Below are 22,586 nucleotides of genomic sequence, written 5' to 3' on the forward strand. Positions count from 1 at the left end.
ATCATCCCGTAAAGGAGTCCGCCGTGGACGTGGAGCACGAGACGAACCGCACGCCGCTCGAGGAGCGTTTCCCCGCCCTCGCGCAGCTCGACGCGATGAGCGACGAACAGCGCATCGAGGCGCTCGGCGGCGCGCTCGACGCGCTGCGCCGCGAACTCGACGAGATCGGCAAGTGAGGACGGCATGAGCGACATCATCGATTGCGACGACGAGACGATCGACATGCCCGACCGGCTCGATCTGTGGCTCGTCGCCGGGGGAGTGGTCGATTCGCGCTCCAAGGCGCAGCGCCTCATCAAGGGCGGCAAGGTCACCGTCAACGGCCGTGTCGTCACCAAGCCCGCGTTCGCGATCGGCGACGCGGCGCACACGCGCATCGTCGTCGACAAGGGCGACGACTACGTCTCACGCGGCGCGTACAAGCTCGTCGGCGCATTCGACCGGTTCGCCGCCGACGGCCTGGCCGACCCCGAGGGTCTTGACTGCCTCGACATCGGCGCCTCCACCGGCGGCTTCACGCAGGTGCTGCTGCGGCGCGGCGCCGCACGCGTCGTCGCGCTCGACGTCGGCCACGGCCAGCTCGACCCGCGCGTCGCGGACGACCCGCGCGTCATCGAGATGAGCGGCGTCAACATCCGCGACGTCGAGGCAGAAGACTTGCCCTACCGACCGGCGATGATCGTCTCCGACGTGTCGTTCATCTCCCTGACGTACGTGATCCCGGTCGTCGCGCGCATCGCCGCGCCGGGGGCCGCGATCGTGCTGCTCGTCAAGCCGCAGTTCGAGGTCGGCCGAGAGGGACTCGACCGCCACGGCATCGTCGCGAGCGAGGCGCTGCGCGAGCGGGCGCTCGCCGACGTCGTCGCCTGCGCGCGCGAACACGGCCTGAAGGTCGTGGCGACCGCGCCGAGCCCCATCGAGGGCACGCACGGCAACGCCGAATGGCTGCTGTACGCCACCGTCGGCAAGTAGGGACTCGCCTTCGGCGAGACTCGGCCGAGCGTACGTACCGCTCGATCCGCAATTATCGACTCGCCTTCGGCGAGACTCGACCTACCTCACGGCTGTCGCCGCTCGGCCGAGCGTACAAACGGCCCACCGGGCCGTTTGCTTTACCGCTCGGCATGGATGAACTTGTCGATCTGGTCCTCCTTGCCCATGATGACGAGTTCGTCGTTGCGGCGCATCACGAGCTCCTTGGAGCCGTACTGGAACTCCTTGCCCGGTGACTTGATGCCGACCACGGTGATGCCGTAGCGTTCGTGCACCTGCGCGTCCTCGATCGAGTGCCCCACCACGTGCGAGGGCGTGTGGATCTTGACGACGGTGTGTGCGCCCTCGATCTCGATGTAGTCCAGATAGTTGCCGGAGACCAGGTGGCCCACGCGCTTGCCGGCGTCGGTCTCCGCGTTGATGATGTGGCGCGCGCCGATGCGCTGCAGGATGCGCGCGTGCTGGATCGACACGGACTTCGCCCACAGGTCGGTCACCCCCGCGTCGAGCAGGTTGCCGGTCGTGATGACCGACGCCTCGACGCTGTCGCCGATCGCGACGACGGCCGTGTCGAACTGGGAGGCGTCGATCTGCTCGATCGCCACGACGTCGGTCATGTCGGCCTCGACGACGGGGATGTGCGCCGACCAGCGCGACACCAGCGCCGGATCCTTGTCGACGGCGAGCACGTCCTGCCCCAGCGCGTCGAGCGTGGTGGCCACCGCGCTGCCGAATCGGCCCAGTCCCACGACCAGAACGCTCTTGCCCTTCTTCGCCATCGGTACAGGTCCTTTCCTTTTCGTTGTCTTCGTTGTCGTCCGCGCCGCCGGCTTCGCGCCCGGCGCCGCGTTCGCATCGGCCGGCGTGCCGACGATGCCCCTGATGATGTCCGCGATGCCGTTCATCCGACCACCACCGTCTCGCTCGGGTATCGCACCGCCTCGAGCGAACGCGGCCGGCTGATCGAATAGGCGATCGTCATCGGACCGAGGCGGCCGATGATCATCGTGACCGCGAGGATCGCCAGCGCCGCGGGATTGTCCTCGCGCGCCACGCCCACCGTGTAGCCGCCCAGGCCGAACGCCGAGCAGGAGTCGAACAGCGCGTTCGTCAGGGTCGCGCCGGAGGCCAGCATCAGGGACAGCGACGAGATGAACACGAGCAGCAGGCACGTGCTGGTGATGCTCACCGCGGCCATCGCGACCTGCGTGTGGATGCGGCGGTGGAACGCGTTGATGTCCGCGTGCCCGGTGAACGACGCGCGGCACACGAGCAGGATGATCGCGAACGTGGTCACGCGGATGCCGCCCGCGGTGGACGTGCTGCCGCCGCCGATGAACATGATCGCGCTCATGAACACCTTCGTCGGCTCGCTCACCTGCGGCACCCACGTCAGGTCGAAGCCGGAGGAGCGGGGCATGACCGCCGCGACCATCGCGTAGCGCATGCGCGTGTTGACGTCGGCCTTCTTGAACAGGAACGGATTGTCCCATTCGACGATCAGGAACCACGCGAGCGAGAGCGCGACGATGAGGAACGTGCCCATCAGCGTGATCTTCGTGTGCAGGCTCCACCGGCGCGGCGGCTGGTGCGCGCGCCCGCAGCGGATCAGGTTGAGCAGCACCGGGAAGCCGAGCGTGCCGCAGAACGCGGACATCATGATCGGCAGGCCCACGCCCCAGCTGTTGACGTGCAGGCCCGCGTTGTCCGGCGTGAATCCGGCGTTGTTGTACGACATGACGGCGAAGAACAGCGACTCCCACAGGGATTTGCGCCAGTCGCCCGAATTGACCTTGAGCAGTCCTGGGAACAGCGCCACGAACGTGATCGCCTCGATCATGAACGAGACGGTGAGGACCACGCCCAGCACGCCCTTGATCTCGCTGAGCTTCGTGGTGCCGAGCTCGGTGGCCGTCAGCAGACGCTGGGCCGCCTTCATGTGGTGGTTGATGGCCAGCGTGATCAGCGAGGCGAACGTCATCACGCCGAGGCCGCCCATCTGGACCGAGACGAGCAGCACCGCCTGGCCGAACAGCGTCCAGTGCGTCGTCGAGTTGACGATCGAGATGCCGCAGGTCGACAGGGCCGACACGGCCGTGAACAGGGCCGTCGAGAACGTCGTGGTCTCGTCGGGCGGGGTGGACGGCGGCAGCATGAGCAGGGTGGTCGCCACGACCACCAGCACGAGGAAGTACAGGACGGTCAGTCGCCCGGGGCGGGTGACCATGCGCTGCACGAAGGTATGGGCGGCCGGCCTCATGTCCTCGTCGGCCGCCTTCGCGAAGGCGTTGCCGGAGAACCACCAGGCGTAGCCGTGAGAGGATTCACGGTTCGAGGAGGATTCGTCAAAGACGAGATTCGCCATCGTGCGTCTCCATGAACGGTCGTTTTCCTTACAGAACTCTTACGTACACGGCATTCTATGCCCTGTCCTAGTCCACGGGCGGCGCGATGCCCCCGTCGGCGCCCCTCGGACCGCGCCTTCCGTCGTTCGCTCGCGTCGGTTAGGATGGGTCCGTTGAAACATTTGTCCTAATCTCGCGAGGAGGGGAAGACGATGGTCGGTGCCCGTCATGCGGTGGTGGTGACCCACACCAGGTTGCGTCAAAGCGGCACGGTGGTCGCGGATACCGTCGGCCGGCTGCGCGACGCCGGGTTCGAGGTCGAGGTCGTCGACAACCTCGAACCGCCCGCGTTCGACGTGCAGCCGCCCGTCGTGTGCGACGACACCGAGATCGTCGTCGTGCTCGGCGGCGACGGCACGATCCTGCGCGCCGCCGAGCTCGTGCGCTGCACCCCCACGCCGATCCTCGGCGTGAACATGGGGCATGTCGGCTTCCTCGCCGAGTTCGAGAGCTTCCAGATGGACGAGGCGATCCGCCGCATCGCCGAACGCGACTACTCGATCGACGAGCGCATGATCGCCCACGTGGACGTGTGGCTGCCCGGCGCCGACAAGCCGATCGAGAACTGGGCGCTCAACGACATCACGCTCGAGCGCGCCGACCGCGGCAAGATGGTCGAGCTGTCCATCAGCGTCGACGGCGTGGAGATGAGCTCGTTCGGCGCCGACGGCGTCATCGTGTCGACCCCCACCGGCTCCACCGCGTACGCGTTCTCCGCGGGCGGCCCGATCATGTGGCCGAACGTCAAGGCCCTGCAGCTCATCCCGCTCGCCGCCCACGCCCTGTTCGCCCGCCCCTTGGTCATCGGCGCCGACTCCACGTTCACGATGGACATCCTCGACGACTCGATGTCCGACGGGTGGATCTGCTGCGACGGCCGCCGCCAGCGCGCCCTGCCCAAGGGCACGCGCGTCGACGTGCGCGCCTCCCACGGCACGCTCAAGCTCGCGCGCCTGTCCGGCGCCCCGTTCACCGACCGTCTCGTCACCAAGTTCGACCTGCCCGTCGTCGGCTGGCGCGAGCAGGCCGCGCACGGATCGCGCAACGGGCACGGCGACCACGGGAGCGGCCGCTGATGCTCGAGGAACTCTCCATCCGTTCGCTCGGGCCCATCCGCTCCGCGATCATCGCCCCGGCGGCCGGCATGACCGCCATCACCGGCGAGACCGGCGCGGGCAAGTCGATGCTGCTGTCCGCCCTGTCGCTGATCTCCGGCGGCCCGGCCGACGCCAAACGCGTCTCGCCCGGCGCCGACAAGGCCTGGGCGCAGGGCATCTTCGCACTGTCCGACACGCACGCCGACGACGGGTCTGACCGCGACGGCGCGGACGCCGAGGACGCGCTCGACGCCGCGGCGATCGCCCGGGCCGCCGGCGTCGAACCGGAGGACGACGAACTGTTCCTCGCGCGCACCGTGCCCGTCTCCGGCCGATCCCGCGCCGTGCTCGGCGGCAAGACCGTGCCGCGATCCGTGCTGGCGAAGGTCGCCGCCAGACTCGTCACCATCCACGGCCAGGCCGAGCAGTTGCGCATCGCCTCGTCGGCGCGCCAGCGCGAGTTCCTCGACCGCGTCGCCGGCGACGAGACCGAGCTCGAGGCGTACCGCGCGGCCCACCGGGCCCTCGCGGACATGGACGAGCGGCTGGCCCGGCTGCGCTCGCAGGAGTCCTCCGCCCGCCAGCGGGCCGACTACCTGCGCGAATCCATCGACCGCATCAACGAGGTCGACCCGCATCCCGGCGAGATCGAGGAACTCAAGGCGAAGCGCGACCGCATCGAGAACGCCGCCGCCATCGCCGAGGGCGTCTCCCACGCGATCGGCGCGCTCGACCCCTCGCAGCTGGAATCGGACTCCGGCTCCGACGCCCCCGGCGCGTCCGACCTGATCCTCGAGGCGGCGCAGGCGCTGCGATCCATCCACGCCGCCGGCGACTTCGGCGCGCTCGCCGACCGCCTCGAATCGCTCAACGACGACCTCGGCGACATCCTGTTCGACCTGACGGGCCAATTGGGCGAGGACTTCGGCGAGACCGACCTCGACTCGCTCAACGCCCGCATCCACGATCTCGACGAGCTCACGCGCCGCTGGGGCCCCACCGTCGAGGACGTCGTCGCCTGGCGCGACAAGGCCGTCTTCGACATCGAGGACCTCGACGCCTCGCCGGAGAAGCTCGCCGAACTCGAGGCCGAGCGTGCGTCCCTGTACCGCGCGGCGCTCGACGCCGCCGGCGCGCTGTCCGCCGCGCGCACGGCGGCGGCGGGCGAACTGGCTGAGCGCGTCACCGGCGAGCTCGCCTCGCTCGCGATGGACGGCGCCGCGCTCGCGATCCGCGTCACGCCGCGCGAGGGGGACGCTCCGCTCGACGCCAACGGCGGCGACGACATCGAGTTCCTGTTCACCGCCTACGAGGGCGCGCCCGAGCGCCCGATGGGCAAAAGCGCGTCCGGCGGCGAGCTGAGCCGCCTCATGCTCGCGCTGGAGCTGTCCGCCGCGGACATGCGGGCGGAGCACGACGGCGGCGCCACGGCCGACATGACGTTCATCTTCGACGAGGTCGACGCCGGCGTCGGCGGCAAGACCGCCGTCGAACTCGGCCGCCGCCTCGCCCGCCTCGCCGCGACCTCGCAGGTCATCGTCGTCACCCACCTCGCGCAGGTCGCCTCGTGGGCTGACGCGCAGTTCGTCGTCACCAAGGAGCCGCCGGACGCGGACGACGACGCGGTCGGCGTGGTCACCACCGTCGCCGAGGTGCGCGACGAGGCCCGCGTGCGCGAGGTCGCGCGCATGCTCTCCGGCTCCGAATCCGAGGCGTCCCTCGACCACGCCCGCGAGCTTCTGGAGGATTCCACGCTATGACCAAGGCCGCCATCTTCGACCTCGACGGCACGCTCCTCGACTCGATGGGCGTGTGGGACCAGGTCGACATCGACTTCCTCGCGCGTCGCGGCATCGCCGTGCCCGACGACTACATGACCACCGTCGCCCCCATGCAGTTCCGCCAGATCGCCGAATACACGATCGCGCGCTTCGGCCTCACGGACACGCCCGAGGAGCTCATGGACGAGTGGGACGAGATGGCGCGCGTCGCCTACGCCACCACCGTCGAGGCCAAACCCGGCGCACTCGACTACCTCAAGGACCTCAGGGCTCGGGGCGTGCGTCTCGGCGTGGCGACCTCCCTGCCGCCGCGTCTGCGCGAACCGGCGCTCGACCACGTCGGCATGCTCGACCTGTTCGACGACATCGTCTCCGTCGACGACGCGAACGACGTCGGCAAGGACAGGCCCGACATCTACCTGCTGGCCGCCTCCCGCCTCGGCGTCGCGCCCGCCGACTGCACCGTCTTCGAGGACCTGCTCGTCGCCATCCGCTCCGCCAAATCCGTCGGCATGCGCGTGTGGGCCATGCACGACGATTCGTCCGACGCCGACTGGCCCGCGATCTGCGAGCTCGCCGACGGCGTCCTCTTCGACTTCCACAACGCCCCGCGCGACCTGTAGCGATCGAACGGCGTCCGTCGTGCGGGAGCGTCGCGGCGTTTCGTGACGTTTCGACGGTATGGTGGTCACGAAACGACGGATTCGACGAACGGATGGACGACATGGACGGCATCAGGATGGGCACACGGCTGGGATACGCCGCGTTCCTGCTGATGTTGCTGCCGCTGCTCCTGCCGCTCGTCGTCTGCCGGACGGCCGCGCAGCGCATCGCCGCATCCCTCGCGTCCGTCTCATCACACGGTCGCGTCGTCGCTCGGCCGATCTCGTTCGCCTCCCTGCTGACCCTGACCGTCGTGACGTTCGCCGTCGGCATGGCGGGCGGACTGCCGCTCGACGCCGCCGCCGGTGCGGATTCCCGGTCCGGCGTCGCGTTCGTCGCCATGCTGGCCGTCTCCTGCGCCGTCATTGTCGTCGCGACCGTCATCGTCGTCGCCGTATGCCGCGTCGCGCTCGCCCATGCGCTCGCCGGGCGCAATCCGCTGCCCCGCGACTTCCGCTTCGATACGGCCGTCTGCGATGAGGTCCGTTCATGGGCCCGCCCGCAGTGGGTGCCGCGCTGGGCCCGTTACACGCTTCCCGATTCCCGGATCTGAGATCGTTCCTTCTTTCTTCCTGACGTCCGTCCATGCCGATGCGCCCGCATCCGCGTGACGGGACCGTCGTCTCCCATACCCCAGATTCGTCATTCATGACGGTCGTGCCCTCATCGACCGAGGCGTCGATCGTGCCGCGACGTGCCCTCGCGCGTCGCGCTGATGCCCCCGCGTCGCTCCGATGCGGCACCGTGCCGTCGTCAATCGGAAAGCGTTCCCATGAACCCCATGAACTTCCTCATGTCATTGCTCCGACCCGTCGAATGGGTCATCGCCCAACTCCTCACCCTCATCCACGCGCAGTTCGTCGCGCTCGGCATGCCCGACGGACCGGGCCTCGCCTGGTGCCTCGCCGTCATGTGCCTGGTCGTCGTCATCCGCGTGTGCCTGATCCCGCTGTTCGTCTGGCAGATGCGCGGCATGCGCGCGATGCAGGCCATCGGACCCGAGATGCAGCGCATCCAACGCAAATACGCCTCGCGCACCGATCCGCGCTCGCGCGAGGCGATGCAGCGCGAGATGATGGCCCTGCAGCGCGAGCACGGCGCCAACCCGCTCGGCTCGTGCGTGCCCGCGATGATCCAGGCGCCGATCCTGTGCTCCCTGTACTACGTGCTGCAGTCCCTGCCCGCCATCGCCTCCGGCGCGGCCGAACCGTTGGGCGGCATGGGCCGTGCGCTCGCCGGCGACGTCGAATCGTCGTCGATCCTTGGCGTCGCGCTGTCCGACTCGTTCGGCACGGCCGGCGATCCCGCGTCCCGCATCGTCATCGGCGCGGTCGTCGCGCTGATGTGCGTCACCCTGTTCTCGATGCAGTGGATCCTCATCCACCGCAACACGCCGAAGGACGCGATGGACTCGCCCCAGTTCCGCACGCAGAAGATGACCGCGTTCGTCTTCCCGGCCATCTACGTGGTCTCCGGTGCGACGTTGCCGTTCGGCGTGCTGCTCTACTGGATGACGAACAACCTGTGGAACCTCGCCCAGACGCTCGTGCAGCTGCGCCTGTTCCCGACGCCCGGCTCCGTCGCCGGCGAACGCAAGTCCGCGCGCGACCATGCGCGTGAGAACGCGCGTCGCGTGGCCGCCGGACTCCCGTCGATCGAGGAGGAGCGGGCCGCAGCGGCGCGCGCCGTCGCCCAGGCGCGACGCGACAGGGAGGCTCGCCGTCCGGCCCGTACCGCGGCGCCGCATGATGCCGCCGCCCGCCACGACACGACGCCGGACCGCGATTCCGGCCTGCGCCGCGATGCGCAGCCGAACCGCGGGACCGCGACGCGCCGTATCACCCGGCGTCGCGTGACGGCTAAACCCCGCCGCCGCTAGTTCCTTCGTCCCGGGCGTCTCGCCGGGCCGTCGCGGTCACACCGACTCGTGAGTGGCTCCCCTCGCCGAGGCGGACTAGGGGAGGGGAGCCACGAGGTACGCGCCTTTACCGTCCCCCTACCGCACCGGCAGCAGGTCGGACGGGCGTTCGGCGGCGTAGCGTCGGCGCTCCAGCTCCTCGCCCTCCTCGCGTTCGACGATCTCGGCGGCGATGCGGTCCATGAGCGTCTTGATCGGCGCCCGGTAGATCACCTCGTCGAACCAACGGTCGTTGCGTTCGACGGCGTTGGCCTCGCGGTCGACCTCCCTGAAGCCGAGCGATTCGTACATATGGCGTGCGCGCAGGTTGAACGACCACACCTTGACGGTGATGCTCTTCGCCATGAGCTGTTCGGCGGCGAGACGGATGCCGAGCTTCATCGCCTGGCTGCCGTAGCCGCGGCCCTGGAAGTACGGGCCGACGAGGATGCCCATCACGGGGTCACGGTCCGGATCCTCGCATCCCCAGGCGGCGATGTGTCCGATCGGGCTGCCGGCGGGATCGAGGATGGTGCGGCCGAAGCGATGGTCGTCGTCGATGTCGCTCCAGGCGTGGAACTGCTCGTCCACGGTGGCGGCGGGCAGGGCGTCGACGCTGGTGCGGCACCCGTCGGCGATGGCGTGGTCGTTCCACCATTGCTCGAGCAGCGGATAGTCGGATGGTTCGGTCTTGCGCAAGGTAACGGCGTTGTCTGTCATGATGACTCCCTTCGCGGCCATTCTAGGTCCGGCGCGGGGTGCGACCGGCGGTGTTAACCGGCAATTCACACGTCACGGCGCGCAGAGAACGGTTCTCAATAAGAGACGTGTGAGCCCCGCCCTTCCGCCAAACGCACATCGCCGTATCGGGATCGGCCATTTTCCGGTGATTGTCGCGCATGTGCGATTGTGCGGCTTTGTGCGTATGGTGCGCACGTTCGTTATCGAGAACGATTCTCTGCGCGGGGGATGGGCGGCGACCCTCTAACTGTTATGCTCCCGACCTTGACAGTTGCCGCAAATCGTTATACTGTTATGTATAACAGCTAAACAGCTGGGACGCCGCGGCGATATGCGGCACGACCATCACCGCATCACAGGGAAAGGGGCATGAATGAAGCTGATCATCTCATCCGTGTCCGGCGAACCCATCTACGAGCAGATCAAGACCCAGATACGCGACGCGGTCCTGAACGGCGAGCTCAAGGCAGGGGAGGGGCTTCCCTCCCTGAGGAAGCTCGCCAAGGAGCTGCGCATCTCCGTCCTCACCGTCACCAGGGCGTACAACGAACTGGCCGACGAGGGCGTCGTGCGCAACATCCAGGGCAAGGGCACGTTCGTCATGGACAAGGGCAACGAGCTGATGATGCGTCAGCTCGAGACCCAGGTCCGCGGGAGCCTCGCCGAGGCGGCGAAAGCGGCCAAGGCGGCCGGCATCCCGCTCGAACGTCTGGGGGAGATGCTCGCGGAGGAGTACGACAAGACGCAATGATCGGCCCGTTCGTCCCGCAGCCGGCCGGCCCGTCGGTCGATGACGGTCGGACGTCCCACGGAACGGACGGCATATGAAAGGAGATGGCGATGTCCGGCAAGCAGTCAGTCATCGCATCCGATACGACGGCCCGCATCCGCGCGGCGGCAGACATGGCCCTGTCCGTCACCGGCGTGGGCAAGCACTACGATTCCGGGTTCACGCTCGACGACGTGACCTTCGACCTGCCGAAGGGCTACATCATGGGGCTCGTCGGCCCCAACGGCGCCGGCAAATCGACCCTCATCAGGCTCATCCTCAACACGGTCCGGCGCGACCGCGGCGAGATCCGCATCCTCGGACGCGACAACATCGCCGACGAGGAATGGGCCAAGGAACGGCTCGGCGTCGTCTTCGACTCGTCGTACCTCATCGAATACTGGCGCGTGTCGAAGGTCGGCCGCGCGATGGCCGACATGTACGACGCGTGGAACCAGCGGGCGTTTGACGGCTATCTCGTCCGCTTCGGCCTCGACCCGAGGAAGAGAGTCAGGGAGCTCTCCCGCGGCATGCGGATGAAGCTCATGCTCGCCGTCGCCCTGAGCCACGACGCGCGTCTGCTCATCCTCGACGAGCCGACCGCCGGCCTCGACGTGCTCGCCCGAGACGGGCTCATGGACATCCTGCGCGACTATGTCGCCGACGGCGAGCGCAGCGTTCTGTTCTCCACGCACATCACCGACGACCTCGAACGCGCGGCCGACCTCATCACCTACATCACCGGCGGGAGGCTCTACTACACCGGTCCGAAGGACGAGTTCGAGGACTCGTTCCGCATCGTCAAGGGCGGTCCCGACGACTTCGACGGCGCCGTCGCGTCCGCGTCCGTCGGCGTCCACCGCTACGGGACGGGATTCGACGCGCTGGTCCGCGCCGAGGACGTCGCGCGGTTCATGGGCGGTGCCGGGGAGCGGGCCGGGGTCGACGGTTCCGGACGATCCGGACTCGTCGTCGAGCCGGCGTCCATCGACGACATCATCAGACTCACCAACACGCACGCCGCCGGCGACGGATTCGGGCCTGCGGGCGACGCGGCGGCATCCGGCGTGGATGCCGCGGGCGTTACGGACATCGCGAGCGGCGCGGCGGTTTCCGGTATGGATGCTGTGGGCGTTACGGCCGTCGCAAACGGAAAGGAGACGGGGCGATGAGCAGCATGACCGATAATGCGATCGGAACGGCCGGTACGGCCGGCGTGGCCACGCGTGGAGAAACGGACACGGGGAGACACGACGCAGTGCATACCGTCCGCAAGGCGTTCCTCATGGACTGGCACAAGCTCACCTCCCAGGGGTGGGCGTGGATCCCGCTGCTGGTGATCGGCATGCCGGCGCTGGCTGTGGGCATCGCGTGGGTCGGCTGGGATGGTTCGCTCTCGGGCATCTACGGCTCGATCTCGTACGTGTACATCTTCGTCATGACCTACCCGTTCATGTACGAGCAGCAGGGGCATGGCGAGGCGATGAACGGCGTCATACCCGTCGACCGCGCGCATCAAGTGGTCGCCCGGTATCTGATGATGTTCGTCTCGGTCGTGCTGATGGTGTCCTCCTACCTGCTTACATGGGCGGGAATGACCGCAATCGGGTTGACGGGCGCCGCCGATGCCATCCCGAACGCCCTCGGGTTCATGTGGGGGTATCTGATTCTCGAGTCCGTGCTCTGTCCGTTGCTGTACCGCTTCCCGATTCAGAAGGCGTTCGTCTGGGTCATGGTCGTCGCCCTGGCGGTCCTCTTCACGGCGGTTGCCACCTTCATCTCGGCATCGGCGGTGATTCCCTCCGACGTGGTCGATGGCGTGCTCGGCGCAATCGGTTCGTTCGGCAACACGCTGACGGCCCGTCCGATGCTCCTCGCCGCGTTTGGCGTCGTCACCGCCGCGATCGCGCTCGCCGTCTCGTACCGTCTCTCCCTGCGCATCTACCAGGACAAGGAGCTGTAGCGCGACCGGGCCCCGGCATTCGCCATATGTTCCATGACAAGGCTCCCCGTCCGATCGGACGGGGAGCCTTTCGCGTTCGGGGCTCTCGGCGGAACATTGTCGCCACTGAGCGGCATTTATGTCTCTCCAGTGGACCGCCGGAGAGAGGTTGTTGCCGCTGGGTGGTGCCTATCTCTCGCTGGGGTCCGCCGGGCGAGCGGTCGATGCCACCGGGTGGCACTTATGTCTCGCTAGAGGACCGCCGGGCGAGCGGTCGATGCCACCGGGTGGCTCTTATGTCTCTCCGGGGTCGCTAGGCGAGTGGTCGCCGCCGCCGAGTGGCACTTATCTCTCGCTGGGGGCCGCTGGGCGAGTGGTTGTCACCACCGGGTGGCACTTATCTCTCTCTAGGGGGCTGCTGAGTGAGCGGTTGTTGCCGCCGGCAGGCGCCTGTCTCTCGCTAAGGGCTCCCTGAGCGGACGGTCTTCGCCGCGGCGTGGCGGTTTTCTCTCGGAAGGGTGGCATTCCGGGTTCGCGGGATGGCATTTGGTCGACTATGGCCGGCAATGTGTTATAGTTGATATGTAACAATTCGAATGATCGGAAAGGAGGGGAGGCGGCATGCCGATGATTATCGAAATCGACCAAAGTGATGGTGCACCGCTCTACGAGCAGCTGCGACGCCAGATCGTCGCGGCGATCGCCAACGGCGGCCTCGCGCCCGGTGACCGGCTGCCGAGCGTGCGGTCGCTGGCCGTAGACCTCGGCATCAACCTGCACACCGTCAACAAGGCGTACGCGATGCTGCGCGACGACGGCTACATCACCATGCGTCGCGGGTCCGGCGCGGCGGTCGCCGCACCCGTCATGTCGACGACGGCCGGCGCGCGGCGGACCGGGACGCTCGATGCATCCGACGGCGGCCCGAGCGGTCACGTCGCGGAGCGTCTGACGGGGGAGCTGCATCGTCTCATCCTCGAGCACAAGGCCCTGGGCGGCGACGCGGCGTCGTTCCTCGACATGGCGCGGTCGCAGTGCGAACGGGTGTATGAAGGGCGGACCGGCGGAACGGCCATCGCCCGCGCAGGGGGAACGATCATGACCGATACCGCCGATGAGTTCCAGCGGACCGTTACCCCGCAGAAGGAGGGACGGCCATGACACAAAGGCCCGGTGGCTCCCGTGAATCGACCGAATCCGACAGCGAAGCGAGTGGGAGAAAATGATGAATAATGCGATGACCATCTGGACGATGGTGATGTGGGTGCTGCTGCCGGTGCTGGTCACGGTCTCCGTGGCGGTCGCGCCGTGGGTGACTGACCGGCGCGAGGTGTTCGGCGTGACCGTGCCGCCGTCCGCGTTCGCCGACGAACGCATCCTCGGGCTGCGCAGGAACTATGCGGCGTCCGTCGGATGCCTCGGCGGCATGTTCGTGCTGGCGAGTCTCGGCGTATGGCGGGGGTTCGGCCTGACCGCGGCGCTCTGGGTCGTGTCGCTCGCCTCGGTTCTGATCACGGTGATCGGATTCGTCCGGCTGCAACGGTGCCGGCGCGAGGTGCTCGCGATCAAGGCCGAACGCGGATGGCGGGCGGACGCCGGCTCCCGCTGCATCGCCGTGATCGACGGGTCGTTGCCGAAACCGCTCTCGCCGTGGTGGGATCTCGTCTACGTCGCGATCATCGCGGCGACGGTCGCCGTCGGATATCTGGGCTACGACGGCATGCCGCAGCGCGTGCCGATGCACACGGACATGGCCGGCGTCGTCGACGGCTGGGCCGACAAGAGCCCTCTCGTGATCTGGTTCGCGCCGGCCTATGAGCTCGTCCTCGCCATCGTGATGACGATTGCCCACATCGCCATCCTCAACGCGAAACGGCCGATCGATCCGCGCCGGCCCATGGACTCGGCGTGGGGATACGCCGTGATGATGCGCGCATGGAGCGTCTACACGCTCATCGTCGGCGTCGTCGTGACGTTGGGCATCGGCATGGCCGTCCAGCTCGGCGTGCTCGGGCTGGTCCCGTTGGGTGCCGTCGGCCTCATCGGCATGCTCGTCGCCGTGCTCGCACTGGTCGGCTGTCTTGTGGTCGCCCTGTTCTACGGCCAGAACGGATCACGGCTCGTCGAACGGGACGGATCGGCGGCCGGTGAGATGGATGGGTCCGATGCGGACGACGACGCGATGTCCTATGACGATGACCGCTACTGGTGCTGGGGAGTGCTCTACGTCAACCGCGACGACCCGGCCGTCTGGGTCCCCAAGCGCTTCGGCGTCGGCTGGACCGTCAACCTCGCCCGGCCGAGCGTGTGGGTCGGCATCGTCGCGCTCATCGTCCTCTCTGTGGCGGGCATCACGCTGCCGCTGATGTAGACCGACCGGATGGGCCGATGTCGATGTCGATGTTGATCGATCGGCGTGGGCCCGACGGAACGATACGGAGGTTTCGAACGTCGGAGGTCTGCGTGTCGTTTCATATCCGGTCGGGGAAATGGAACGACACGCAGGTATGAGACCGTCGAAACCTCCGTGTCGTTCCATGCCGTGCTGCACGGCCTCGTATGGGTCTCGAATACGGAGAAACCCCCGCCGTCGTGCGGGGGTTTCGCGCGAAAATGAGGCCGGCGTCACGCCGGAATCCCGTGATTCGACGTCTCCGACGTCACAGAGCCTTGGCGGCCTGCTCGACGAAGGACTCCATGCCGTCGATCGGCACGACGGTGTCGAAGCGCACAGCCGCGCTCTCGAGGCCGCGCAGCGCGGTCGGGGCGGTCGTGCCCGTCTCGCGGGCCAGCACGTCCATGCACTCGAAGTCGGTGCCGGTCGCATCGAAGCCGAGCGACTCGTTGACCACGCGCGGGAACTTGTACGGGCTCGCGGTGGCGAGGATCACGCGCGGGGTGAGCGGGTCGCGCGGCATCTGCTGCGCCACGAAGTACGCGCACGCGGTGTGCGAGTCGATGACGTAGCGGTTCTTGGCCCAGCAGTCGGCGATCATCTCGCGCACCTGATCCTCGTCGGCCCAGCCGCAGCCGAAGAACCTGCGGATCTTGGCGAGCAGGTCCTCCGGGATCTCGTACGTGCCCCAGTTCTTGAGGTCGTTCATCAGCATCGAGATCAGGCGGGTGTCGCCCTCGGACAGGTAGTAGAGCATGCGCTCGAGGTTGGAGGAGATGAGGATGTCCATCGACGGCGAAATCGTCTGGTAGAACGGGCGCTGACGGTTGTACGTGCCGGTCGTCAGGAAGTCGAACAGCACGTTGTTCTTGTCGCTCGCGACCACGAGGTGCTTGACCGGCAGGCCGAGGAGCTTGGCGTAGTAGCCGGCGAGGATGTCGCCGAAGTTGCCGGTCGGGACCACGAACTCGACCTCGTCGCCCACGTTGATGACCTGATCGGCAAGCAGCTGCGCGTACGCGGAGAAGTAGTAGACGACCTGCGGCACGAGACGGCCCACGTTGATCGAGTTCGCCGAGGAGAGCACGACGTGCGAGTCCTCCGCGAGACGCTCCGCCAGCTCGCGGTCGCCGAAGATGCGCTTGACGGCCGACTGCGCGTCGTCGAAGTTGCCCTCGACCGCGGCGACGTTCACGTTCGAGCCGGTCTGCGTGGTCATCTGCAGTTCCTGGACCTGGCTGACCTTGCCCTGCGGGTAGAAGACGGTGATCGCGGTGCCCGGGGCGTCCGCGAAGCCCGCCAGCGCGGCCTTGCCGGTGTCGCCCGACGTGGCCGTCAGGATCATGATCCTCTCGTCCTTGTCGCCGTCGGCCGGCGTGGTGCGCGCCATGAAGCGCGGCAGGATCTGCAGGGCGACGTCCTTGAACGCGGAGGTCGGGCCGTTGAACAGCTCGAGGATGTAGTCGTCGCCGAGCGGCTTCAGCGGGGTGATGCGCGGATCGGACCACTGCTCGCCGTACGCGGCGTCGATGCAGGCCTTGAGCTCGTCCTCGCCGAAGTCCGGCAGCAGGGCGCCGAGCACCTCGAAGGCGATCTCCTGGTACGACTTGCCGGGCAGGGAGGCGACGTCCACCTTGGTCTTGCCCAGATCGTCCGTGACGAACAGGCCGCCGTCGTCGGCGATGCCCTTGCGGATCGCCTGCTTGGCGGTCAGCGCGTCGGTGGTGGAGCGTGTGGAATGGAAGGTGGTGGTCACGATTTGGTCCTTCGATCTCGAATCTTGATGGGCCGCGTCGGTCGGGCGATCGCGGCCGGAACGAATCCTCACCAGTCTACCGTGCGGCGTGGGCTAAGGGGCGCGGCGTCTCGCCTGTCAACCCCTCGACGGCGCGTGTCCGCATGATGAGACGGCGTGGCGCGGCGGTCGCCGTGCGCGGGAAACGGCGCGAAACCGGCGTTCCCCGGCCCCGGAGCGCGTCGCAGGCCGCCGCGTCGGACCGCAGCGCGTCCGCACAGGAAACAGGGCGGCCACAAACGGACCGTACACTCATCGCCCAAACGGCAAACCAGCCGTGAACCGCACCACCAAGGAGCACAAGATGACCGCTTCACCCCTCGCACAAAAAGCCACCGACGCCTTCAACGCGCCCATCAGCGCCGCCGATCCCGAGATCGCCGAGCTGCTCGACTCCGAACTGCGCCGCCAGCAGGGCGGCCTCGAGATGATCGCCTCCGAGAACTTCGTGCCGCGCGCCGTGCTGCAGTGCCAGGGCTCCGTGCTCACCAACAAGTACGCCGAAGGCTACCCGGGACGCCGCTACTACGGCGGCTGCGAGTACGTCGACCAGATCGAGACCATCGCCCGCGAACGCGCCAAGAAGCTCTTCGGCGCCGAATACGTCAACGTCCAGCCGCACTCCGGCGCCCAGGCCAACGCCGCCGTCTACCAGGCGCTCGTCAAGCCCGGCGACACCGTCCTCGGCCTCGCCCTCGACCACGGCGGCCACCTCACCCACGGCATGAAGATCAACTTCTCCGGCAAGTTCTACCATGCCGAGGCCTACGGCGTGAACCCGGAGACCTTCCGCATCGACCCGGAGATCATCCGCCAGCGCGCCCTCGAGACCCACCCGGCCATGATCATCGGCGGCTGGTCCGCCTACCCGCGCATCGAGGACTTCAAGGCCATCAAGGAGATCGCCGACGAGGTCGGCGCCAAGTTCTGGGTCGATATGGCCCACTTCGCCGGCCTCGTCGCCGCGGGCCTGCACCCGAGCCCGGTGCCGTACGCCGACGTCGTCTCCTCCACCGCGCACAAGACCCTCGGCGGCCCGCGCTCCGGCTTCATCCTCGCCAAGCAGGAGTACGCCAAGAAGCTCAACTCCTCCGTCTTCCCCGGCCAGCAGGGCGGCCCGCTCATGCACGTCATCGCCGGCAAGGCCGTCAGCTTCAAGGTCGCCGGCACCCCGGAGTTCAAGGACCGCATGCAGCGCACCCTCGACGGCGCCAAGATCATCGCCGAGCGCCTGCTCGCCGACGACGTCAAGGCCAACGGCATCAGCGTGCTGACCGGCGGCACCGACGTCCACCTCGTGATGGTCGACCTGCGCAACTCCGAGATGGACGGCAAGCAGGGCGAGGACCTCCTCGCCGCCTGCGGCATCACCATCAACCGCAACACCGTGCCGTTCGACCCGCGTCCGGCGTCCGTCGCCTCGGGTCTGCGCATCGGTGCCTCCGCGCTGGCCACCCGCGGCTTCGGGCCGAAGGAGTACGAGGAGGTCGCCGACATCATCGGCACCGCGCTCGCCGCCGGCCCGTCCGCCGACGTGGACGCCCTCAAGGCCCGCGTCGACAAGCTCGTCGAGGACTTCCCGCTCTACCCGGACCTCGACCAGATCCACTGATCGGCCGGAACCGGAGATCCCGGAGGCCAAGAGATCCAGGCTCCCCTTCGACGAGGGGAGCCTTTCCCGTCTCGGGCGGCCGTTTCCGCCCGAATCTGACCCTGATGTGCGCTAAGGTGGGAGACTATGACCAATAGTGAGGAAGCCGTGGTTTCATCGACCGTGTTCGACGCGGTGTGCGCCCGCGCCGACGCCGCAGCCCGCGCCCAACGCTCGCTCGCGCAATCCGACACCGACGCCAAGAACGCGCTCCTGAACGCGATCGCCGACGCCCTCGACGCGCGCGCCGGAGAGATCGCCGCCGCCAACGCGCTCGACATGGCCGAGTCGCGCGAGGCGGGCATGGACGAGGGCAAGCTCGACCGTCTGAAATTCGACGAGCCCCGCGTCAGGGCCGCGGCCGACGGCGTGCGCCACGTTGCCACGCTGCCCGACCCGGTCGGCGAGATCGTGCGCGGCTACACCCTGCCCAACGGACTGCGCCTCAACCAGACCCGTGTGCCGATCGGCGTCATCGGCATGATCTACGAGGCCCGACCCAACGTCACCGTCGACGTCGCGTCGCTGTGCCTCAAATCCGGCAACGCCGCGATCCTGCGCGGCGGTCACGCGGCCGAACGCACCAACGCCGCCACGCTCGCCGTCATCGGCGACGCCCTGCGCGAGCGCGGCTTCGACCCGGCGCTCGTCGCCACCGTCGACGACTTCGGCCGCGACGGCGCCACCGCGATGATGGAGGCGCGCGGCCACATCGACCTGCTCGTCCCGCGCGGCGGCAAGGGCCTCATCCAGGCCGTCGTCGCCAACTCCAAGGTCCCGGTCATCGAGACCGGCGCCGGCAACGTCCACATCTACGTCGACTCCTCCGGCGACCCGGCCAAGGCCATCCCGATCCTCATCAACGCCAAGACGCAGCGCATCGGCGTGTGCAACGCGGCCGAGAAGCTCCTCGTCCACGCCGACGTCGCCGATCTCCTCCTGCCGGTCGCGGCAGCCGCGCTGTTCGAGCACGGCGTCGAGATCCGCGCCGACGAGCGCGCGTACGCGATCATCGCCGGCTCCGAGACCGGCGCCGCGCACCCCGACCTGCTCGTCCACGCCACCGACGAGGACTGGGACACCGAATACCTCGCGCTCAGGATCGGCGTCAGGGTCGTCGACTCGCTCGACGAGGCCATCGAACACATCAACACGCACTCCACCGGACACACCGAATCGATCATCGCCGAGGACTACTCCGCCATCGAGGAGTTCACCGCGCGCATCGACTCGGCCGTCGTCATGGTCAACGCATCCACGCGCTTCACCGACGGCGGGGTCTTCGGCTTCGGCGCCGAGCTCGGCATCTCCACACAGAAGATGCATGCGCGGGGGCCGATGGGATTGCAGGAGATGACCACCACGAAATGGATCGGCTACGGCAGGGGGCAGGTGCGCGCATGAGCGGCAACGACGAGAACACCAACACCGTGAACGGCGCGGACGAGGTCAACGACGGCATGAGCGTGCCGATCACCGAGCTGCGCACCGACCTCGACCTCGACGATCCGCGCTGCGGGCTCAAGATCGCCGCCGAGCGTCTGAGCATCGTACGCTACGTCTTCCTCGTGCAGATCGAGGACGGCATCGCCTCCGCCTCCCAGCGCGCGTCGCTCGAATACGCCGACGCCGTGCTCATCGGCTGGCCAGACGAGCACGCGCCCGACGTCGTCGACCTCGACGAGGCGCAGCTGAAGTCCGTGCGCGCGCACATGGCGATGATGGAGGAGTACATCTCCCGCTTCGCCGCGCTCGAACGCGACGGCGACGTCGACGGCATGACCGACACGCTCATCCGCGTCACCGAACGCGTCGCCGAGGTGCGCCGCCTCTACCAGCCCGACTTCCCGCTGCCGACCTTCGCGGAGATCCGCCGCGTCGTGCAGGACGAGTGGGACGAGGACATGGGCAAGATCGATCCGCAGGGCGACGATCCCACGGCCGAGCAGATCGAGCAGGAGACCGAGCGCACCGAGCGGGAGGAGCGTGACGACGCCGCGGCCGAGGACAAGGGGGAGCGCGCGTGAGCGACGAACGACGCATGGCCGACCTGTCCGTCGACTCCGTGTCCGCCTCCGCCAACGTGTCCAACGCCGGCGTGCCCGGCACCGGCGGCACCGAACCGCTACGCATCGGGCAGGGGCACGCCGGCCGCCGCTCCGCGCGCGGCAACTGGCACGCCACCCCGCGCATCGGCATCATGGGCGGCACCTTCGACCCGATCCACAACGGGCACCTGGTCGCCGCCTCCGAGGTGGCGTGGGTGTACGACCTCGACGAGGTCATCTTCGTGCCCACCGGCCGGCCCGTGTTCAAGCTCGACAAGCACGTCACCAACGCCGAGGACCGCTACCTGATGACGGTCATCGCCACCGCCTCCAACCCGAAGTTCACCGTCAGCCGCGTCGACATCGACCGCCCCGGCGTGACCTACACGATCGACACGCTGCGCGACATCCGCGCGCAGCACCCCGACGCCGACCTGTTCTTCATCACCGGCGCGGACGCGGTCGCGGAGATCATGCAGTGGAAGGACGCGGAGAAGATGTGGGATCTCGCGCACTTCGTCGCGGTCACGCGTCCGGGGTACTCGTCGCCGGAGGGTGTGAAACTGCCCGAGGGCAAGGTCGACACGCTCGAGATCCCGGCGCTGGCGATCAGCTCCACCGACGTGCGTCGGCGCGCGGAGCACGACGAGCCGGTGTGGTACCTCGTACCCGACGGCGTCGTCCAGTACATCGGCAAGCACGGGTTGTATCGGTCGTGAATTTCGGTTTCGTACGTGGCCGTGGGGTTCGTACGTGAGTGCGGGTTGCGTACGTGACCGTAGGGTCCGTACGTGACCGTAGGGTCCGTACGTGACCGCAGGGGCCGGCATATTCCTTATTGCGACACGCTCCGGGCCGCTCTGGCCGAGTCTTTACGGTCTCAACAAGGAATATGCCGGCCCCTGCTCCGTTTCGTTGGTTTGTTGCGTTTGGTTCGGGTACATCCTCTGCTGAGGGAAGTCGTCATGCCAGTCCCATCTGGACTTTGAGTCGTATGACTCTTGTGGCGGCGGTCGTGACCTTCCGGGCGAACGCCTCGTCCTCCTTCGCCCTCTTGTTGAGGCCGTCGAGGATGGGGACGATGTCGGCGACCTGACCGACGCAGGCGAGGTCGCCGCCGGCCTCGACGAAACGTACGCCCAGCTGGTCCGTGGCGACGTGGGCGACGGCCTCGGCGGACAGCGAGTCCGACGTGACGACGCCGTCGTAGCCGTGCGTGCCGCGCAGCAGACCGTCGAGGATGACGGACGAGAACGCGGCCGGGTTGTCCGGGTCGATCCGCTGGTAGGTGGCCAGCGACATCATCACCATCGCGGGCTTCGCCTCGTCGATGACCGTGTGGAAGGCGCCGATCTGATCGCCGTCGGCGGTCGTCGTCGAGTCGACGATGCCGTCCGCGGTGAAGTCGGTGTTGCCCCGGACGGCGCCGAGGCCCGGGTAGTGCTTGACGGACGAGGCGACGCCCGCGTCGCGCAGTCCCTCGACGAACGCCGTGCCGTGCTCGGCGTTGCCGGACGCGTCGAGGCCGAAATCACGGTCCAATGCGCCGATCGGGGCGTTCGACGCCCGGTCGATGGTCACGGTGCCGAGCACCGGCGCGAGGTCCACGTTGATGCCGGCGGCCTTGAGCTGCGCGCCCCACGTCGCGGCGGAGCGTCGCAGCGCGTCGGCCGAAAGCCGGCCCTGCTCGACGGCGCTCGGCATCGTGTCGAAGCCGGCGCCCTTGAGGTGTTGGACCTGACCGCCCTCCTGGTCGGTGGTCACGATGAGCCGGTTGCCCTCGGGCGCGTACGACTGCAGCGCGTCGGTGACCTTCCGCACGCCCGCGACGCCCGTGCGCCAGTTGCCGATGACGAGCACCGAACCGACGTGACGGTCCGCGATCGCCGACTTCAGCGCCGAGGCGTTGGATCCGGCGAACAGGGGCGCCATCACCAGCTGTCCGACCCGCTCCTCGAGGCTCATGCCGGCGACCAGACGCCGAGCCTTCGTCAGGGCCGGGTCGACGGGGGAGGGCGCCGCACCGCGCGACACGTCACCGTCCGTCGCACCGTCCGTGGCCGCGTCCGCGCCCGACGTGGCCGTCGCGGCGCGTTCGGCCGTGCGGCGGATGTTCGGCAGGCACAGGAACGCGAACACCAACGCGACCGCGACGAGGGCGGCGACGATCGTCAGCGCGGTCGCGGCGAGGGCTCCCCGATCCGCGCGTCGCGGCGCACCGTCACCCGGTGCCGCACCGCCGCGGTTCGGGGCCTCCGGCCGGCCATCGTCGTATCCGTCGCCGCGTCGTCCGAATCCCGCCATATCCGCTCCCGTCCGTGTCGTCGGCCTCTCCGATCATTCGGACACGACAATACTCGCGGGACCTTCCGCGATCACGGCCGACCACCGTCCGCGTGAGCCGGGCCC

At 68.2% G+C, this 22,586-nt stretch carries 21 protein-coding genes; 16 read left to right on the forward strand and 5 right to left on the reverse strand.

Annotated elements, in window-relative coordinates; translation table 11 throughout:
* Window positions 1-23: 23 nt before the first annotated feature.
* Together JS528_RS06060 and JS528_RS06065 are read left to right on the forward strand one after the other, a co-directional pair.
* On the forward strand, window positions 24-176 hold the full coding sequence (locus tag JS528_RS06060) for a hypothetical protein (RefSeq protein ID WP_214358302.1): 153 nt from the start codon (window positions 24-26) through the stop codon (window positions 174-176).
* A gap of 7 nt (window positions 177-183) precedes the next feature.
* Window positions 184-972 carry a TlyA family RNA methyltransferase gene (locus JS528_RS06065; RefSeq protein ID WP_420838199.1) on the forward strand — a complete coding sequence of 263 codons (789 nt, stop codon included), beginning with the start codon at window positions 184-186 and terminating at the stop codon, window positions 970-972.
* 140 nt (window positions 973-1,112) lie between these two features.
* Here the strand turns inward: JS528_RS06065 and JS528_RS06070 are convergent, their stop codons facing one another.
* Together JS528_RS06070 and JS528_RS06075 are read right to left on the reverse strand one after the other, a co-directional pair.
* Window positions 1,113-1,772 (reverse strand): potassium channel family protein, encoded by a 660-nt coding sequence (locus JS528_RS06070; RefSeq protein WP_214358198.1) that lies wholly within the window; start codon window positions 1,770-1,772, stop codon window positions 1,113-1,115.
* A 122-nt stretch (window positions 1,773-1,894) separates the two neighbouring features.
* Window positions 1,895-3,358, reverse strand: a complete 1,464-nt coding sequence (locus tag JS528_RS06075; RefSeq protein WP_214358199.1) for a TrkH family potassium uptake protein — start codon at window positions 3,356-3,358, stop codon at window positions 1,895-1,897.
* 192 nt (window positions 3,359-3,550) lie between these two features.
* Here JS528_RS06075 and JS528_RS06080 point away from each other — a divergent pair, with 192 nt between their 5' ends.
* The 5 genes from JS528_RS06080 (at window position 3,551) to yidC (ending at window position 8,818) form a co-directional block, all read left to right on the forward strand.
* Entirely contained in the window at window positions 3,551-4,474 is a 924-nt protein-coding gene (locus JS528_RS06080; RefSeq protein WP_214358200.1) for an NAD kinase, read from the forward strand.
* Entirely contained in the window at window positions 4,474-6,255 is a 1,782-nt protein-coding gene (gene recN, locus JS528_RS06085) for a DNA repair protein RecN (RefSeq protein ID WP_214358201.1), read from the forward strand. Before JS528_RS06080 ends, recN begins: the two co-directional genes overlap by 1 nt.
* Window positions 6,252-6,899, forward strand: a complete 648-nt coding sequence (locus JS528_RS06090) for an HAD family hydrolase (RefSeq protein ID WP_214358202.1) — start codon at window positions 6,252-6,254, stop codon at window positions 6,897-6,899. The genes recN and JS528_RS06090 overlap by 4 nt, the downstream gene beginning before the upstream one ends.
* A gap of 101 nt (window positions 6,900-7,000) precedes the next feature.
* Entirely contained in the window at window positions 7,001-7,492 is a 492-nt protein-coding gene (locus tag JS528_RS06095) for a hypothetical protein (RefSeq protein WP_214358203.1), read from the forward strand.
* A gap of 240 nt (window positions 7,493-7,732) precedes the next feature.
* Window positions 7,733-8,818, forward strand: a complete 1,086-nt coding sequence (yidC, locus tag JS528_RS06100; RefSeq protein WP_240541362.1) for a membrane protein insertase YidC — start codon at window positions 7,733-7,735, stop codon at window positions 8,816-8,818.
* A 117-nt stretch (window positions 8,819-8,935) separates the two neighbouring features.
* Here yidC and JS528_RS06105 read toward each other — a convergent pair whose 3' ends face one another.
* Window positions 8,936-9,556, reverse strand: a complete 621-nt coding sequence (locus JS528_RS06105) for a GNAT family N-acetyltransferase (RefSeq protein WP_214358205.1) — start codon at window positions 9,554-9,556, stop codon at window positions 8,936-8,938.
* A 394-nt stretch (window positions 9,557-9,950) separates the two neighbouring features.
* Here JS528_RS06105 and JS528_RS06110 point away from each other — a divergent pair, with 394 nt between their 5' ends.
* From JS528_RS06110 to JS528_RS06130, 5 genes are all read left to right on the forward strand, one after another.
* Window positions 9,951-10,328, forward strand: a complete 378-nt coding sequence (locus tag JS528_RS06110; RefSeq protein WP_214358206.1) for a GntR family transcriptional regulator — start codon at window positions 9,951-9,953, stop codon at window positions 10,326-10,328.
* A 152-nt stretch (window positions 10,329-10,480) separates the two neighbouring features.
* Window positions 10,481-11,518: an ABC transporter ATP-binding protein gene (locus JS528_RS06115; protein ID WP_214358289.1), complete on the forward strand. Its 1,038-nt coding sequence runs from the start codon at window positions 10,481-10,483 to the stop codon at window positions 11,516-11,518.
* The gene (locus JS528_RS06120) at window positions 11,515-12,309 is read left to right on the forward strand and encodes an ABC-2 transporter permease (RefSeq protein ID WP_214358207.1); all 795 of its coding nucleotides are present in this window, start codon (window positions 11,515-11,517) and stop codon (window positions 12,307-12,309) included. Before JS528_RS06115 ends, JS528_RS06120 begins: the two co-directional genes overlap by 4 nt.
* Before the next feature lie 600 nt (window positions 12,310-12,909).
* Window positions 12,910-13,449, forward strand: a complete 540-nt coding sequence (locus tag JS528_RS06125; protein WP_240541363.1) for a GntR family transcriptional regulator — start codon at window positions 12,910-12,912, stop codon at window positions 13,447-13,449.
* Between the two features lie 76 nt (window positions 13,450-13,525).
* Window positions 13,526-14,659 (forward strand): DUF1648 domain-containing protein, encoded by a 1,134-nt coding sequence (locus JS528_RS06130; RefSeq protein WP_214358208.1) that lies wholly within the window; start codon window positions 13,526-13,528, stop codon window positions 14,657-14,659.
* A gap of 289 nt (window positions 14,660-14,948) precedes the next feature.
* Here JS528_RS06130 and thrC read toward each other — a convergent pair whose 3' ends face one another.
* On the reverse strand, window positions 14,949-16,439 hold the full coding sequence (gene thrC / locus JS528_RS06135) for a threonine synthase (protein ID WP_214358209.1): 1,491 nt from the start codon (window positions 16,437-16,439) through the stop codon (window positions 14,949-14,951).
* Window positions 16,440-16,782: 343 nt separating this feature from the next.
* On the opposite strand from thrC, the gene glyA reads away from it, so the two are divergent.
* The 4 genes from glyA to nadD all read left to right on the forward strand — a co-directional run bounded on the left by glyA (window position 16,783) and on the right by nadD (window position 20,896).
* Window positions 16,783-18,090, forward strand: a complete 1,308-nt coding sequence (glyA, locus tag JS528_RS06140) for a serine hydroxymethyltransferase (RefSeq protein ID WP_214358210.1) — start codon at window positions 16,783-16,785, stop codon at window positions 18,088-18,090.
* Window positions 18,091-18,216: 126 nt separating this feature from the next.
* Window positions 18,217-19,533, forward strand: coding sequence for a glutamate-5-semialdehyde dehydrogenase (locus JS528_RS06145; protein WP_214358211.1), 1,317 nt, complete (start codon window positions 18,217-18,219; stop codon window positions 19,531-19,533).
* Between the two features lie 56 nt (window positions 19,534-19,589).
* Entirely contained in the window at window positions 19,590-20,156 is a 567-nt protein-coding gene (locus JS528_RS06150) for a phosphoribosylglycinamide synthetase (RefSeq protein WP_214358291.1), read from the forward strand.
* A 14-nt stretch (window positions 20,157-20,170) separates the two neighbouring features.
* The gene (nadD, locus tag JS528_RS06155; RefSeq protein ID WP_240541377.1) at window positions 20,171-20,896 is read left to right on the forward strand and encodes a nicotinate-nucleotide adenylyltransferase; all 726 of its coding nucleotides are present in this window, start codon (window positions 20,171-20,173) and stop codon (window positions 20,894-20,896) included.
* Between the two features lie 244 nt (window positions 20,897-21,140).
* On the opposite strand, the gene JS528_RS06160 is transcribed toward nadD, so the two are convergent.
* Complete coding sequence (locus tag JS528_RS06160; protein ID WP_214358213.1) at window positions 21,141-22,481, reverse strand: glycoside hydrolase family 3 N-terminal domain-containing protein; 1,341 nt, start codon at window positions 22,479-22,481, stop codon at window positions 21,141-21,143.
* Between the last annotated feature and the right edge of the window lie 105 nt (window positions 22,482-22,586).

Origin of the sequence: Bifidobacterium santillanense, from assembly GCF_018555385.1 — a bacterium.
In the GTDB taxonomy this organism is placed as follows: Bacteria; Actinomycetota; Actinomycetes; order Actinomycetales; family Bifidobacteriaceae; genus Bifidobacterium; species Bifidobacterium santillanense.

Bases quoted from the DNA above. Each gene is read 5' to 3' on its own strand.
- JS528_RS06115 (WP_214358289.1), top strand. From the start codon at position 10,481: ATGGCCCTGTCCGTCACCGGCGTGGGCAAGCACTACGATTCCGGGTTC.
- JS528_RS06070 (WP_214358198.1), bottom strand. From the start codon at position 1,772: ATGGCGAAGAAGGGCAAGAGCGTTCTGGTCGTGGGACTGGGCCGATTC.
- JS528_RS06145 (WP_214358211.1), top strand. From the start codon at position 18,217: ATGACCAATAGTGAGGAAGCCGTGGTTTCATCGACCGTGTTCGACGCG.
- JS528_RS06075 (WP_214358199.1), bottom strand. From the start codon at position 3,358: ATGGCGAATCTCGTCTTTGACGAATCCTCCTCGAACCGTGAATCCTCT.
- JS528_RS06125 (WP_240541363.1), top strand. From the start codon at position 12,910: ATGCCGATGATTATCGAAATCGACCAAAGTGATGGTGCACCGCTCTAC.
- yidC (WP_240541362.1), top strand. From the start codon at position 7,733: ATGTCATTGCTCCGACCCGTCGAATGGGTCATCGCCCAACTCCTCACC.
- JS528_RS06130 (WP_214358208.1), top strand. From the start codon at position 13,526: ATGACCATCTGGACGATGGTGATGTGGGTGCTGCTGCCGGTGCTGGTC.
- JS528_RS06120 (WP_214358207.1), top strand. From the start codon at position 11,515: ATGAGCAGCATGACCGATAATGCGATCGGAACGGCCGGTACGGCCGGC.
- JS528_RS06080 (WP_214358200.1), top strand. From the start codon at position 3,551: ATGGTCGGTGCCCGTCATGCGGTGGTGGTGACCCACACCAGGTTGCGT.
- glyA (WP_214358210.1), top strand. From the start codon at position 16,783: ATGACCGCTTCACCCCTCGCACAAAAAGCCACCGACGCCTTCAACGCG.
- JS528_RS06095 (WP_214358203.1), top strand. From the start codon at position 7,001: ATGGACGGCATCAGGATGGGCACACGGCTGGGATACGCCGCGTTCCTG.
- JS528_RS06160 (WP_214358213.1), bottom strand. From the start codon at position 22,481: ATGGCGGGATTCGGACGACGCGGCGACGGATACGACGATGGCCGGCCG.
- JS528_RS06065 (WP_420838199.1), top strand. From the start codon at position 184: ATGAGCGACATCATCGATTGCGACGACGAGACGATCGACATGCCCGAC.
- JS528_RS06110 (WP_214358206.1), top strand. From the start codon at position 9,951: ATGAAGCTGATCATCTCATCCGTGTCCGGCGAACCCATCTACGAGCAG.
- recN (WP_214358201.1), top strand. From the start codon at position 4,474: ATGCTCGAGGAACTCTCCATCCGTTCGCTCGGGCCCATCCGCTCCGCG.
- JS528_RS06105 (WP_214358205.1), bottom strand. From the start codon at position 9,556: ATGACAGACAACGCCGTTACCTTGCGCAAGACCGAACCATCCGACTAT.
- JS528_RS06090 (WP_214358202.1), top strand. From the start codon at position 6,252: ATGACCAAGGCCGCCATCTTCGACCTCGACGGCACGCTCCTCGACTCG.
- nadD (WP_240541377.1), top strand. From the start codon at position 20,171: ATGGCCGACCTGTCCGTCGACTCCGTGTCCGCCTCCGCCAACGTGTCC.
- JS528_RS06150 (WP_214358291.1), top strand. From the start codon at position 19,590: ATGAGCGTGCCGATCACCGAGCTGCGCACCGACCTCGACCTCGACGAT.